General features: G+C 62.1%; 15 protein-coding genes. 9 read left to right on the forward strand and 6 right to left on the reverse strand.

Features of this window, described 5'->3' with window-relative positions:
• Positions 1 to 184 precede the first annotated feature (184 nt).
• The 4 genes from AOT96_RS31425 (at position 185) to AOT96_RS31440 (ending at position 3,727) form a co-directional block, all read left to right on the forward strand.
• The gene (locus tag AOT96_RS31425) at positions 185 to 1,246 is read left to right on the forward strand and encodes a multicopper oxidase domain-containing protein (protein ID WP_011331645.1); all 1,062 of its coding nucleotides are present in this window, start codon (positions 185 to 187) and stop codon (positions 1,244 to 1,246) included.
• The gene (locus tag AOT96_RS31430; RefSeq protein WP_011331646.1) at positions 1,243 to 2,505 is read left to right on the forward strand and encodes a ZIP family metal transporter; all 1,263 of its coding nucleotides are present in this window, start codon (positions 1,243 to 1,245) and stop codon (positions 2,503 to 2,505) included. Before AOT96_RS31425 ends, AOT96_RS31430 begins: the two co-directional genes overlap by 4 nt.
• Positions 2,502 to 2,921: a QcrA and Rieske domain-containing protein gene (locus AOT96_RS31435; protein ID WP_011331647.1), complete on the forward strand. Its 420-nt coding sequence runs from the start codon at positions 2,502 to 2,504 to the stop codon at positions 2,919 to 2,921. The genes AOT96_RS31430 and AOT96_RS31435 overlap by 4 nt, the downstream gene beginning before the upstream one ends.
• 89 nt (positions 2,922 to 3,010) lie before the next feature.
• Positions 3,011 to 3,727 (forward strand): YwaF family protein, encoded by a 717-nt coding sequence (locus tag AOT96_RS31440; protein WP_003944610.1) that lies wholly within the window; start codon positions 3,011 to 3,013, stop codon positions 3,725 to 3,727.
• Between the two features lie 443 nt (positions 3,728 to 4,170).
• Here the strand turns inward: AOT96_RS31440 and AOT96_RS31445 are convergent, their stop codons facing one another.
• Positions 4,171 to 5,052, reverse strand: coding sequence for a helix-turn-helix domain-containing GNAT family N-acetyltransferase (locus tag AOT96_RS31445; RefSeq protein ID WP_037131630.1), 882 nt, complete (start codon positions 5,050 to 5,052; stop codon positions 4,171 to 4,173).
• Positions 5,053 to 5,151: 99 nt separating this feature from the next.
• Here AOT96_RS31445 and AOT96_RS31450 point away from each other — a divergent pair, with 99 nt between their 5' ends.
• The 3 genes from AOT96_RS31450 to AOT96_RS31460 are packed head-to-tail and all read left to right on the forward strand — an operon-like array spanning position 5,152 to position 8,807.
• Positions 5,152 to 6,504: an NAD(P)-binding domain-containing protein gene (locus AOT96_RS31450; protein ID WP_003944612.1), complete on the forward strand. Its 1,353-nt coding sequence runs from the start codon at positions 5,152 to 5,154 to the stop codon at positions 6,502 to 6,504.
• A 10-nt stretch (positions 6,505 to 6,514) separates the two neighbouring features.
• Positions 6,515 to 7,750, forward strand: coding sequence for an MFS transporter (locus tag AOT96_RS31455; RefSeq protein ID WP_011331649.1), 1,236 nt, complete (start codon positions 6,515 to 6,517; stop codon positions 7,748 to 7,750).
• A 16-nt stretch (positions 7,751 to 7,766) separates the two neighbouring features.
• Entirely contained in the window at positions 7,767 to 8,807 is a 1,041-nt protein-coding gene (locus AOT96_RS31460) for a flavin-containing monooxygenase (RefSeq protein WP_003944645.1), read from the forward strand.
• Positions 8,808 to 8,888: 81 nt separating this feature from the next.
• Here AOT96_RS31460 and AOT96_RS31465 read toward each other — a convergent pair whose 3' ends face one another.
• The 3 genes from AOT96_RS31465 to AOT96_RS31475 all read right to left on the reverse strand — a co-directional run bounded on the left by AOT96_RS31465 (position 8,889) and on the right by AOT96_RS31475 (position 10,766).
• Positions 8,889 to 9,149: a hypothetical protein gene (locus tag AOT96_RS31465; RefSeq protein ID WP_003944643.1), complete on the reverse strand. Its 261-nt coding sequence runs from the start codon at positions 9,147 to 9,149 to the stop codon at positions 8,889 to 8,891.
• A complete protein-coding gene (locus AOT96_RS31470) occupies positions 9,146 to 9,949 on the reverse strand; it encodes a hypothetical protein (protein ID WP_003944658.1) in 804 nt (267 codons plus the stop codon). The genes AOT96_RS31465 and AOT96_RS31470 overlap by 4 nt, the downstream gene beginning before the upstream one ends.
• 94 nt (positions 9,950 to 10,043) lie before the next feature.
• On the reverse strand, positions 10,044 to 10,766 hold the full coding sequence (locus AOT96_RS31475) for an SOS response-associated peptidase (protein WP_003944653.1): 723 nt from the start codon (positions 10,764 to 10,766) through the stop codon (positions 10,044 to 10,046).
• A gap of 155 nt (positions 10,767 to 10,921) precedes the next feature.
• Here AOT96_RS31475 and AOT96_RS35880 point away from each other — a divergent pair, with 155 nt between their 5' ends.
• Positions 10,922 to 11,059: a hypothetical protein gene (locus AOT96_RS35880; RefSeq protein WP_003944609.1), complete on the forward strand. Its 138-nt coding sequence runs from the start codon at positions 10,922 to 10,924 to the stop codon at positions 11,057 to 11,059.
• 645 nt (positions 11,060 to 11,704) lie between these two features.
• Here AOT96_RS35880 and ligD read toward each other — a convergent pair.
• Complete coding sequence (gene ligD, locus AOT96_RS31485) at positions 11,705 to 12,679, reverse strand: non-homologous end-joining DNA ligase (RefSeq protein WP_054827435.1); 975 nt, start codon at positions 12,677 to 12,679, stop codon at positions 11,705 to 11,707.
• A 65-nt stretch (positions 12,680 to 12,744) separates the two neighbouring features.
• On the opposite strand from ligD, the gene AOT96_RS35885 reads away from it, so the two are divergent.
• Positions 12,745 to 12,909: a hypothetical protein gene (locus tag AOT96_RS35885; RefSeq protein WP_003944625.1), complete on the forward strand. Its 165-nt coding sequence runs from the start codon at positions 12,745 to 12,747 to the stop codon at positions 12,907 to 12,909.
• A 245-nt stretch (positions 12,910 to 13,154) separates the two neighbouring features.
• Here the strand turns inward: AOT96_RS35885 and AOT96_RS31490 are convergent, their stop codons facing one another.
• The gene (locus AOT96_RS31490; protein WP_003944672.1) at positions 13,155 to 13,460 is read right to left on the reverse strand and encodes a hypothetical protein; all 306 of its coding nucleotides are present in this window, start codon (positions 13,458 to 13,460) and stop codon (positions 13,155 to 13,157) included.
• Between the last annotated feature and the right edge of the window lie 158 nt (positions 13,461 to 13,618).

Consider the following 13,618-nt stretch of genomic DNA (forward strand, 5'->3'; position numbering starts at 1 on the left):
AACTTCTGCGGTTCGAGGTGGCGAAACCACGACGCCCCACTCGTCGAAAATTTCCGCGGTCCGCCTGTTTTCGGTCGAATGCGTTCGGATAGTTTGGGGGCTATGAAAATAAAGTTCGGCATGACAAACTTTGAGGTGTGACTCTTTTGACTGCCAGGAATGTCGATGCTTCGGTCGGGTGGCCATGAGCGCACCGTCGCGGCGACAATTGTTGATCGGTGGGGCGCTCGCCGGATCAGCCGGACTCATGATGAACGCAGGAAGAGTTGCGGGCGCATCGCCTACCGAGCATCCCGGAAACACCAACCCGGGTACCGCCGCACCTGACGGAGACGGCGGAGTCCGTCACGGCGGCACGAGCGGTGCGACCTTTCGGGCCGGTCAGCAGGTGAACCACACTGCCAACGGGTTTCATCCCACGGCAATGCTGCGTGACTTCGACTACGGGACGACTTCCGAATTGCCTGACGGTCGAACGCTACGCGAGTGGGAGATCTTCGCAGCCGACGAGGAGATCGAGGTAGCACCCGGAGTCTATTTTCCCGCGTGGACCTTCAACTCCCGCATTCCAGGTCCCGCCTTGAGATGCAGTGAGGGAGACCGGCTCCGGGTGCGGTTCGTCAACGGTTCCGCGCACCCTCACACGATGCACTTTCACGGAATCCATCCCGCTGACATGGACGGAATTCCCGGGGTAGGTCGGGGCATCATCGAGCCGGGCGAATCATTCACTTACGAATTCGATGCAACCCCTTTCGGATTGCATCTCTATCACTGCCACGTCAATCCACTTGCAGAGCACATTGCCCGCGGCATGTACGGCACATTCATCGTCGATCCAGCTCAGGGGCGCCCGGCGGCTGACGAAATGGTGATGGTGATGCACGGCTACAACACCACATTCGACGGGCAAGGAAACCAGCTCTACGCGGTCAACGGCATCCCGTTCCATCACATGCACGAACCGGTACAGGTGAAACGAGGCGAGCTGGTTCGCATCTACCTGGTCAACGTCCTCGAATACGATCCGATCAACAGCTTCCACGTGCACGGGAACTTCTTCGACTACTACCCGACCGGGACTCGGCTCGAGTCCAGCGAATTCACGGACACGATCATCCAGGCCCAAGGTCAGCGCGGAATATGCGAACTGCGCTTTCCCTACCTGGGCAAGTACATGTTCCACGCCCACAAGACCGAATTCGCCGATCTGGGCTGGATGGGATTCTTCGAGGTGACCGAATGACCGGCACCCCAGATCCTCCCTCTCCTACGAGCACTCATGAGAATTCCTTTGACACTGCGGGTTCCGCGCATACAGAGTCCGATCAAACAGGCGCATCTCGCACCGGCCTTTGGCTCCGAGGCGCCGCAGTACTCGCGATCATCGTCATCGCCCTGACTGCGCTGGCAATGCTCGCCGGACAAAGCCTCCCCGAACGCACCGGCCCACCGATCGAGAACATCTCCGTCGAACGAACGGCCCTCGAACCAGGCCGAATCACGTTGACGCTACGCAACACCGGCCCCGACGCGGTGACCGTCGCGCAAGTTGCCGTGAACGACACATTCGTCGATTTGGTAGGCGCTGCAGATCCCATCGGCAGACTCGAGTCCCAGACGATCACCCTCGACTACCCGTGGATCACCGGACAGCCGTACCTCGTCTCGATGCTCACCTCCACAGGGTTGGTCATCGAACACGAAATTCCCGCTGCCGTAGCAACTCCCGTCCCGGGAGTGGCGTTCTTCGGCTTGATGGCTCTATTGGGCACATACGTCGGAGTCATCCCGGTCCTGCTCGGGATGCTCTTGCTACCTGTGATGCGGGGCGCCGGCGTCAGGGCAGTCAGATTCGTGCTGGCCGTCACGGTCGGTCTGCTCGCCTTTTTGATCTTCGACGGCACGAGCGAGGGGTTCAAGCTGGCAGCAGCCTCGAGCGGAGCCTTCGGCGGCGGCACTCTCGTCGTTCTCGGCGCGGCGATCGCCTTCCTGACGCTCACGTGCATCGACCGCTACCTACGCGGAAGACGCCCAGCCGGTACGACAGGTGCATCCGAACTCAGACTGGCACTGATGATTTCCATCGGCATCGGATTGCACAATCTCGGAGAAGGCCTCGCGATCGGATCCGCGTATGCGGTAGGTGAGCTTGCGCTCGGCGCGTTCCTCGTTATCGGATTCACCCTGCACAACACAACAGAGGGACTCGCGATCATCGCACCGTTGGCTCGGCGACGTACCCCCCTGTTGACCTTGTTGGGGTTGGGATTGATCGCGGGTGCGCCGGCAATTCTCGGTGCTGTTATCGGGGCGGGCGTCGACAACCGTGAAGTATCTGCGTTGCTGCTCGGAGTCGGGGTCGGCGCAATCATCCAGGTCGTCATCCAAATTGCACCGTCCTTGCGCACACAAGGCCGCTCGGATCTGGATCCGATGGTTCTCGTCGGCGTCGGTGTCGGAATACTCCTGATGTTTCTCACTGGTTTGGTGGTCCCCGCATGAGCACGATCGATCCATCCGACATCAAGGTCGGGCGCAGAACGGTCCTCCTCACAGCCTGCGCGACAACTTGTCTCGCCGTTGCCGGATGTAGCACCCAGAACAACAGCAATGCACCCGGCGTAACCCTGGGCAGTGCCGAGGTTCCGATATCAGCGGTTCCTGTCGGCGGCGGAGTCATTCTGGCGGACGAGCAAGTCGTGATCACCCAGCCGCAGGAAGGCGTGTTCCAAGCCTTCTCTGCGGTATGTACCCACCAGGGATGCGTAGTCTCCGAGGTCAGCGATGGAACGATCAACTGCCCATGTCACGGCAGCCGATACTCCATCGTCGATGGCTCGGTCGTGCAACGACCTGCTCAGAAGCCACTGCACAGCTACGCCCTTTCTCGCACCGCGGACACGATCATCGTCAACTAAGCCGGAGAACGGCACTTCCGAACTGGGACAGCTATCTGCGAAGGTTGTTATGGAACAGTGCGTTCGGCGGCGCTGAGGAAGTGAGAGATGTGTATTCTGCACAACCCGAGTTCTCGGCGTACGGCCCATCGCATTGGGCAGCCATCGCTCTGTTTGTCGCGGGTTCGGTGTTTCTGATCTGGGCGGGACGTAGACAGACCGAAGCGCAAGCTCGCCACCTCAGCCGCGCCCTCGGCGGAATACTGGCGGTGATATACGGCTCGGCGGTGCTCTACTCGCTGTCCTCACCCACGCTAGGAGGATCCGTACCCTTACAACTCACCGATCTCGCGACAGTGTCCGCGATCTACGCATTGTGGTCGCACCGACATTGGCCGTTCGCCCTCACCTACTACTGGGGGCTTGTATTGAGTACGCAGGCGTTGATTTCACCGGCTCTGGCCGGGCCCGACTTCCCCGGTTACGAGTTTCTTGCCTTCTGGGCGATTCACCTGTTTGTCGTCTGGGCCGCGATCTATCTCACGTGGGGCCGGAGAATGCGACCTACATGGCGCAGCTACCGCTTCGCGGTACTGGTCACGCTGACATGGGCGATAGTCACTTTCATCTTCAATCGCATCGCCGATACCAATTACGGCTTTCTCAACGCCAAACCTTCCACCGCATCGCTGCTGGACCTGATGGGTCCGTGGCCGGTGTATCTGTTTTCTGGGATGACAATCGTATTCATCATCTGGGCTCTGATGACGTGGCCGTGGGAGAGAGACGGAATTCTCGACAAGGACGCCGCGCAACCCGTGGTCTAGCCGTCCTCGCTCGACCTCCGCACCCCTGGCATGGACCGACCGCTTTTCAGCAACAATCTGCACAGTCCTGCCCAATCGAGCTACCGGGCAGCCGAGTGACAGGCAAGCGAGAGCAGCAGATGTGATACTCAACCGGCATGTAGATGCAGGCGGCGTTGCACACTCCGATCGGCGACTCGCGAAGACTTTCAGTTTCACCCGCTCCAGTTCGTCTGCACGTACATCCCCGACGGTGACCGCTCTGCTGTGAAGCCGCTGATCCCGAGCCCTCAAGAACTCACTGCAGGAGGACGTGACACCAGCCCACGAATAATTTGCCAGTTACAGCGGGAATCACGTCTCAGCAGATTCACTCTGCACTCGAGCTAAGGGGTTGCTTCGAGTTGCTGATCACATATGGCGGATCGATTGCCGAAAAATGCTTCGATTGGCGGTTCAGAAAATCAGGAATCCGCTGCCGTTCGGCGTTCGAGCAGGACTGTGTCGCGCCAGATCCCGTCGAGTTGGGCGATCTTCTCGCGGATCCCGATGGTGCGGAACCCTGCCGAGTGATGCAGGGAGACGGAGGCGCGATTTTCAGGGAAGATCGACGTCTGCAGGGTCCAGAGCCCATCCGCGTCCGCTGCCATGACTTGCTTGCGTAGCAACGCTTTTCCGACACCTCGCCCGCGCATCCCGTCGGCGACATAGACGGAATTTTCGGCGACTCCGCGGTAGCAGTCCCGCCCGGAGGTCGAACTCAGGGCAGCCCAGCCGACGACGACATCGTCGATGGTGGCGACCCAGCGATGATTCGGCAGCCACTGCGCATCGAGATACTCCCGGCTGGGGACTTCGGTGGTGAAAGTGGCGTTGCGCGTGGCGATCCCTTCGCCGTAGATCCGCAGAACGGCGTCCCAGTCGTCATCGGACATGACCCGGACGGCGACATCGTCAGGAAGATCGCTCGGGCAGCACGGCCGCGGCGCGAGAACTCCCATCACGATGTCGGCGGCCTGCGGCAACGCGACGCAGCACGTCGGATTCATCGCGACAACGGTGCTGGTCCCCTCTTTGCGCAGGCTGACGAATCCCACATCGGCGAGCTTACGTACATGGTGGGAGACCGTGGGCTGCCCGATCCCCAACGCCTCGGCGAGAGCCCCGATCGTGATGCCGCCAGCAGCGCTCGCGACGCGGTGCAGCAGCCGCACCCGCATCGGTTCGGCCAGGCACGCGAACCACTGCGCGTAGGTGTCGGCGTCAGCTTGCTCGAGCACATTCGAGTCGACCGCACCTGGGTCCGAATCGCCGACGCGCACCGTCGGGGTCTGCAGCGATGTCATGCACACACTATATCGACCTTCGTCGATGGTTGCATTCATCGACTGATATCGATACAGTTCGAATTAAAGATCGATCATTGTCGATGAAAGGAATTTGTGATGACCGAACTACCCGTTGTCGTGATCGGAGCTGGACCGATCGGCCTCGCCGCCGCCGCGCAACTGCGCGAACGAGGACTCACGCCGCTGGTGCTTGAGCGAGGCGCCGTCGCCGGTACGGCGATCGCCGAATGGAATCACGTCCGGCTCTTCTCCCGCTGGTCCGAACTCGTCGATCCCGCCGCGCAGTGTCTGCTCGAGCAGAACGGGTGGAGCGCTCCCGACGTAGATGCGTACCCGACCGGACAGCAGTGGCGTCAGCTCTACCTCGAACCCCTCGCCGCCGCCCTCGGTGATGCGGTGCAGTTCGACACCGAGGTGATCGGCGTCGCCCGACGTGGCCGCGACCTGGTCGTCGACGCCGGCCGCGATACCGAACCTCTCTCCATCCACCTGCGCCGCGCCGACGGCAGCGAGGACCGCGTCTTCGCCCAGGCCGTCGTCGATGCTTCCGGCACCTGGGGCACCCCGAACCCGCTCGGCGGGGAAGGACTGCCCGCCCTCGGCGAGAGGGCTGCCGCTGCCGCGATCACCTACCGTGTGCCCGACCTCGACGACGAGGCGATCCGTGCCCAGTTCGCCGGGAAACACACCGTCATCGCAGGCAGCGGCCATTCCGCACTGACTGCCATCGTCGCGCTAGCCGGACTCGAAAAGCAAGCCCCCGGTACGCGCATCACGTGGGCTGTTCGCCGCGGGGCTATCGGTTCCGCGTTCGGCGGCGGTGAGTCGGACGAGCTGCCCGCTCGCGGCGCACTCGGACTCCGCGCGAAGAAGGCTGTCGACGACGGACTTCTCACCGTGGTCACCGGTTTCCGCACCGCCGCCGTCGAATCCGCCGACAATGGTCAGCTCGCACTGGTCTCCGATGCCGGCACCCGGATCGAGAACGTCGACAACGTCGTCACCTTGACCGGATTCCGCCCCGACTTGTCGTGGCTGTCGGAAATCCGACTCGGCCTCGACCCCGTGCTGCAGGCCCCGACACAGTTGGCGCCTCTGATCGACCCGAACGTCCACTCCTGCGGCACGGTCTATCCGCACGGCGCGAAAGAACTTCGCCATCCCGAACCGGGTATGTACCTGGCGGGGATGAAGAGCTACGGCCGCGCGCCGACGTTCCTGGCGATGACCGGGTACGAGCAGGTACGCAGCATCGCCGCCGAACTCGCCGGCGATCACGAGGCCGCCGCCCGGGTGGAGTTGATCCTCCCGGAAACCGGAGTCTGCGGCGGCGCTGGTGTTTTCGACGAACCCGATACCGCGGAATCCGAGGGTGGCTGCTGCGCCGCACCTGCTCCGGAGCTGATCTCGCTGTCCAGTCCCTCCGGCAGTTCCAACTCCTGCGGATAGGGCACAGCCGATGACGACCATCGAAGATCCGCCTCGCCCCGTCAGCCTCGATCCGTCGGGGCTGCGGCGGGTCCTGGTGGCGCTGTGTCTGACCGAAATCACCAGCTGGGGGATTCTGTACTACGCGTTTCCCGTTCTGTCGGTAGCCATTTCCCGCGATACCGGATGGTCGAGCGCTGTGATCGTGGCGGCGTTCTCGGTCAGCCAACTCGCCGCCGCCGCCGTCGGCATACCGGTGGGACGGATCCTCGATCGCCACGGGCCCCGCTGGGTCATGACCACAGGATCTGTACTCGCTGTACCCGCACTGGTGGTCATCGCGACAGCTCACACCCTCCCACTGTTTTTCGCGGGTTGGGTGTTCGCCGGAATCGCGATGGGCGCGGTGCTGTATCCACCGGCATTCGCCGCACTGACTCGCTGGTACGGCGACAACTACGTCAAAGCACTGATGATTCTCACCCTCGCCGCGGGTCTGGCCAGTACCGTCTTCGCGCCGCTGTCTGTCGCTCTGGCCGATCGATTCGATTGGCGCACAACCTACCTGATCCTCGCGGTCATACTGGCTGTGATCACCATCCCCGGACATATCTGGGGTTTGCGTGGCGGATGGCCCAACCCCGACCGGCTACCCCATGCGCAGCCCGGCGACTATCACCGCACCTCCCGCAGCATCCCATTTCTTGCTCTGCTCGTCGCCCTCGCTGCAGCTGCCTTCGCCGCATCCGCCGGCGTCTTCAACCTCGTACCGCTGCTGATCGAACGCGGTTTCAGTCCCAGCCTCGCCGCACTCACTCTCGGATTGGGCGGCGCCGGTCAGGTCATCGGCCGCATCTTCTACCTACCGCTCGCAGCGAAAACCAGTGTCCGCGTACGCACGGTATCGGTCATCGTCGTTGCCGCCCTGAGCACCGCGTGGTTAGGTCTGGCGAGCTCGGCGGCGGCGTTGATCGGCATCGCCGTCGGCGCCGGACTGGTCCGCGGCATCTTCACGTTGATACAGGCCACCGCCATCACCGACCGCTGGGGCGGTGAACACTACGGGCGCCTCAACGGGCTGATGTCCGCGCCGATCGTCATCGTCATGGCCTTGGCGCCGTGGGCCGGCGCCGTGCTTTCCACCTGGACCGGTACTTACGCCCACGCCTACCTCGTCCTTGGAGCGATCGCCCTGGTCGGCGCGGTGATCAGCGCAGCAACCATCCCCGCCCTCCGCACCATCACAACGATTCCGATCACTTCCTGACCGAAAGAGAACTCTCATGACGCACTACGACGCGATCGTCGTCGGGGGCGGTCAGTCCGGCTTGGCCGCAGCGCATCATCTGCGCCGCCAGCGGCTCGACACCGCAATCGTCGAAGCTGGTAGCGAACCTGTCGGATCCTGGCCGCAGTACTACGACAGCCTCACTTTGTTTTCACCAGCAAAGTACAGCTCCCTCCCCGGTTTACCGTTCGGCGGCGACGGTGACCGCTATCCCGGCCGCGACGAAGTCGTCGACTATCTCCGGCGTTACGCGAAGACTCTCGATGTGGATTTCCACGTCAACGAGCGAGCCGACACGGTCACCACCAGCGAGGGCCAGTTCACCGTCCGGACCGACAGCGGATCCATCTTCACTGCCCCTCGAATCATTGCCGCCACAGGAGGATTCGGCACTCCCCACATTCCCGCACTGAAGGGGCTCGATGCCTTCACCGGGACTGTTGTGCACGCCGCCGACTACCGCGAACCCACCACCTACACGGGGCAGAACGTCATCGTCGTCGGAGCCGGGAACTCGGCAGTACAGATCGCTGCCGAGCTCGCCGAAACAGCCGATGTGATCCTGGCCAGCCGAAAACCCGTGACATTCGCGCCGCAACGCCCTCTACGTCGCGACATGCATTTCTGGTTCAAGTACACCGGAATCGACACCCTCCCGATCGGGCATCTCCTCTCGCGGCCACCGACGTCGCCGGTGTTCGACACCGGCCGCTACCGCGCCGCGCTCACCGCCGACGCACCGCAACGCCGCGCCATGTTCACCAAACTCGAAGGAAACCAAGCCTTCTGGCCCGGCGGCACCACAACAACCGTCGACGCGGTCATCCTCGCCACCGGATACACCCCCAACCTGGACTACCTCACAGAACTAGGGGCACTCACCGACACCGGCCGTCCCCGCCACAAGAAAGGTCTGTCCACCACCCACCCCGGGCTCGGGTACGTGGGACTGGAATGGCAACGAAGCCTCTCGTCCGCGTCCCTACGTGGGGTGGGCCGCGATGCACACCATGTCGTCCGGACTCTCGGAGTCTGAAACCGACGTGATGGCATCGTCTACCGAAAGTCTCGTCTCCTCAAAGCTTCACCCACCCACATTTGCAGATGTGGTCAATGGTCAACCGCAAAGTCTGTCTACAAGCCAACCATTGGCCATCGTGCATTTTCCCGCCCAGTACCTCAAAATTCCGTCCAGGTATCCGGACATGTACAGCGCGGACGTTTTCACCCGCATGCTCACGTGATCGGCGCGTGATGCTCCCCCACGCCCGAGCGGGAGCGCGCGGCCGATGTCGACTTTCACTGCCCTCGGCTCGTCGAATGTCCTGATCACGGGGTGATCGGGCCAGCGTTCGGTCCAGTGGTCAGTGTTGATCACTGTGCAGCCCTCAATGGCGGTGTCGATGCGAGGGCGGTGTCGTCGACGGTCGCCCAGCGGAGCTGTCCGCTCTCGTCCCGGATCTCCAGGCTGCCGGTGCGTTGTTGAAATCCTTTGCCGACGGCCGCGACGTCGAGCCGAACCCCTGTCACACGCCCTCTCCCCGCCGTGAGTCCTGTGTATCCGGCCACCCGCGACGAGATCCGCAGATCCGGACCGTCCCATTGCCCTTCAGTGACAATCAACAGCGATCCCTTACTCCTCGCACGCGCGGCCACAGCCCTTCCGCGAGAGGGCGTTACAGCGCCACCAGAGAGGCCCAGGACAACCACGTCGAAACCCTCCAACAGAATTGCGGCGCAGTCGATTCCAGCATCCTTGGGCTGCGGCACGAGCGCGACCTTCGCCAAGTCGCCCCCTTGCTCGTGGAAGGCGAGAAGTCCGAGACCGGGCATTCCGATCACCGCCACGTGCCCACCGGCAGCGGTGACGGTGGCGAGTAGGCCGATCAGGACCGAGGCTGCGCCGTCGACACTGACGACGGTCCCTCGTGCCAACCCCCCGCGTGGGAGCAGATCACCGATCGGCTCCGGAACGGGAAGCATCCGGAGAGTCGATTGCGCGGTGGCCACGATCGGAGTTGGCTCACGCTCGCCTACGGGTTTGAGCATCACCGACGGAGTAGCTGGTTCGGTGCCGTCCGCGCGGGCAGGGATCGAGGCCATCTTGCGGCGTAGCTGTTCGAGCTTTTCCGCCTTGGTCAGCACTGTTGTTGCTGACGAGTGGGGCTTTTGGTTCATCGTCGCCCCGCTTTCCTGGATCCGCACGCACTTCCCGCCCACCAGGATACTCGAACACAGGTTCGATAAAAACAGAGTCGGGAGCGGTTGGGTTTTACGCCGGTCCAGCGATCGGCTCCAGCAAACTCGGATCGTTATTCCTCGGAGAGTTCACCGCGGTCGAGACTTCGTACGGTTCGAGGTGCGACTCCGGAACGGAGTTGATCATGGCCTGGACTTCACCTTTGTCGGTGAGATTCGGATCGAGCCAGTGTTCCCAGAACGATTCAGGCAGAATCAGCGGGGACCTGTCGTGTATGTGTCCCAAGGAATCTGAGGCTGGCCGAGTCAAGACTGTGCAGGTCCATACCCACTTGTTCGGATCATCTTCGGGCAGTTCAGGATCGGGCCACAACTCGTAGAGCCCGGCCATCGCGAGAATGTCGTCCTCGCCGTGAAGAAAATAGGGAACCTTCGACCCTGCTTCACTTTTCATCCACTCGTAGTATCCCGTGGCCGGGATGATGGCACGCCTTTTGGAAGCACTACTTCTGAATGAGGGCTTCTCCGTGACGCTTTCACTGCGGGCGTTGATCAGCTTGGACGCCATCTTCCGGTCTTTTGACCAAGCAGGGAGCAAGCCCCATTTGACCGTCCTGAGCTGGCGCTGGGGCTCGGCGCCGGGTTCCTCGCGTGGGGTTCGTTCGAGGATCACGCGGACGGGCTGAGTGGGTGCGACGTTGTACGACGGGGGCAGTTCGTCGCCGACAGTCTGCATCGTGTCGAAAAACGACTGCAATTCCTTACCTGAGCTTCGGTTGGCGTAGCGCCCGCACATGGCCTGACCTCCTCGTAGTCGGTTCCTATCCCATTGAACAGCGTGGGTCCTACTTCCACGCTCGCATGGCGTGTGATGATCTCAGCAAATACATCACAAGCAGGGAAAGGGGTTGTGCGATCAACGGTCCCCGGCCGGCACCTGCCGATGTCGCGTTGGCGGTCGCGTCCGCCACAGTCCTCGGTGTCACGGTCGGGGTTCTCCTTGCCGAAGTGGTGGCCGGCGTTGTGGTCGGAGCCGGCACCGCGGTTGTCTTCCGTTTCGTACTGCGCTCGATCATCACCCGAAAATGACCTTCTTTGCTGGTCAGCAGCGCGGAATAAGTTCGCGCATCGTCTCGTTGTAGAGGCTGTCGGTGTTCGGTTCTTTGCCCCGGGTACCACCCCAGAAATGCCGCTTCGAGCGGCCACTTGCCGAGAGGCGCAAGACGGGCACCGACCCTGTGAAGCCGCTGGACACCCTTTTCGGGGCCGGCGGCTTCGTCATATCCGGTGGCGATCAGTGGCGGCCGGGGAGGTCGACTGGCGGATGTGCAGTATTCGAAAGGTGCTGTATTCCGGCCGACGATGGAGACTAAATCATGCGCCAACGCAGTGAGGACCGAACTTCAGTCGACAAAGCCAACAGGGCGCTTCGGTGGCTACTGCTGGGATGGAGCGTGGGCAATGTTGCTGTGTGGTGGATCCACCTCGCCCGACGCAGCAGTCGTGAAGTCCAGGTTTCGCTGATAAAGCCCAGGACCCTTCGGTGAACGCACCTGGATTGATATGGGAGGCTTCCTCGCGTATTGCTCGCTGGCATCCCTCCTGGCCATTCTGGTTTGGTACATCCTGGCTCGTAGATGATCCCGTCGTTTACTTAGGCTGCGGAAACGGGCTCCAATACAACCACCAAATTGTCCATCAGCGAATCTTTCTGATTTGCACTGTTGCAGTGACTCAGTGACGACCCGGTACGTTGACCTCATCGGCGGTCTTGTCGTTGCGCAGCCCTCGAAAGGATGGGTGCCGAAGGCTGCCACCGGTGTACTCGCGGTATTCCACGTCGCAGACAAGGATCGGCCTCGACCAGGATGCATTGCGGGTGACCGCTCGCGGCGGCTCGATAGTGAACGGGCTGATCGGCTGATGGAGTTCGACGAGCTTGTCTCGTAGTTCGCGCCGCTGTCGATCGGTCAGACCCGTACCAACGTTTCCGATATATCTGAGGACCCTTGAATCGTCGTGAGCGCCGAGGATCAACGATCCGACTCCTCCTGCCGCACCTCCCGAGCCGGGGAGGAAGCCGCACACTACGGCCTCACAATTAGCTCTCAGAGGCGTTTTGATCCAGTCGCGAGATCGCTTGCCGGACTGATAGATCGAGGAGATGTTCTTGGCCACGATACCTTCCAGATGGTGTTTGCGCGCCACCTCGAGCATGGTCGGTCCGTCGACGTTGAGCCAGTGCGGTGGGACTTTGATGCGCGGGTGTTCGAGACTGAGATTGGCGAGCGCCTCGCGGCGCTCGAGATAGGGCAGATCGCTGGTTGATGTGCCGTCGATGTCGAGGACGTCGAACACGTAATACGAGGTCACGGCCTCGTTGCGGAGCTGTGCGGTGGGTCTGAGCACGTGCATCCGGCGTTGCAACAGGGAGAAGGACGGCACACCGTCCGGTCCGAGGGCGACGATTTCCCCGTCGAGGACGGTTTCTCGGTGTTCGAGCACCGAGCGGAGTGCATCGACGATCTCGGGGAATGATGCGCTGATGTTGTTACCGTTGCGCGACCAGAGCATCGGATGCACGGAACCTGTTGTTGCTATTGCTCTTTGGCCATCCCATTTCGATTCGAAGGCCCAGCGCTCCCCTGTCGGGGGCTGCCCGAGAGTGGCGAGCATCGGCGGCACTGGCTTTCCGGCGGTGGCGCTCATACCGTCCACTGTGCGCTGGTTTGTACTGGTTTCGGCCGGTTTTCGGAGGTTGAGACAATAGTGAAATGAGCGAGACTGCAGAACCGGATCAGACTCAGGGGTGGAGCCCGGCCCCGGACGAGGGCCAGGCCGGCACGGTGATGACGAAGGACGGTCAGTGGGCGTACCGCTACAAGGACGGTGCGGAGCTGATCATGATGAAGATGCCGGAGCGTCCAGCCTCCACGTAGGCGTGTGCAGTGGGCCCGCACCGGCCCCCTTGCCTTGCACAGGCTGGGTAGCGGGCCGCCGTTGTCTTGGACCGGCTCCGGTGACCACCTCGGTTTCGGCGAGGCGGCGAGCCTGCGGTAGATCAACACCACTTGTCTCAGCGGGTTGGCCAGTCGCTACCGCTCTCCCATAGCGGGACTTATGTCTCCACTCTGCGTGCGATCGTTCTGATTTCGCGCGGTTTGCGGGAGAGACCGCTCGACATTTACTGAGCCCTCCGATCATCAGCCGTACTTTCACGTAGCTCCATACGCAGGCACCGAGTCAGCCGATCTTCTCGTCCCGGCCGCTCAGGGTCTATCCCGTGATTGTTGTCGAGCAGATACGCGTTGGGCTCGACGACTCGGCAGGCCGGACACTGCCATCCGCTCAGTACTGCGCCCTTCTGTATCCCGCCTGCGCAATCCCACGGTGCAGTCCACATCGCCGGGATCATGCGCTCTGTCCACTCGCGAACAGCAACAACATCGCCCAGTTCAATGTCGAAAAGCGTGAGCTGCGAGTCGTTCATCGCATTTCCTGGATCAACTCTGCTCCAGGCCCGAGCACTTCGTCTTCGTCAGTCGCATCCTTAGCCCCTCGAAGGGCAACCATGAGGCCGGCAACGCCCAACAGGCATGTCATCGAGGCTCCTGCCATGAACAGAAGATCACCCACGCGAGGGACCGA

The organism is Rhodococcus sp. 008 (assembly GCF_001682295.1).
In the GTDB taxonomy this organism is placed as follows: domain Bacteria; phylum Actinomycetota; class Actinomycetes; order Mycobacteriales; family Mycobacteriaceae; genus Rhodococcus_F; species Rhodococcus_F qingshengii.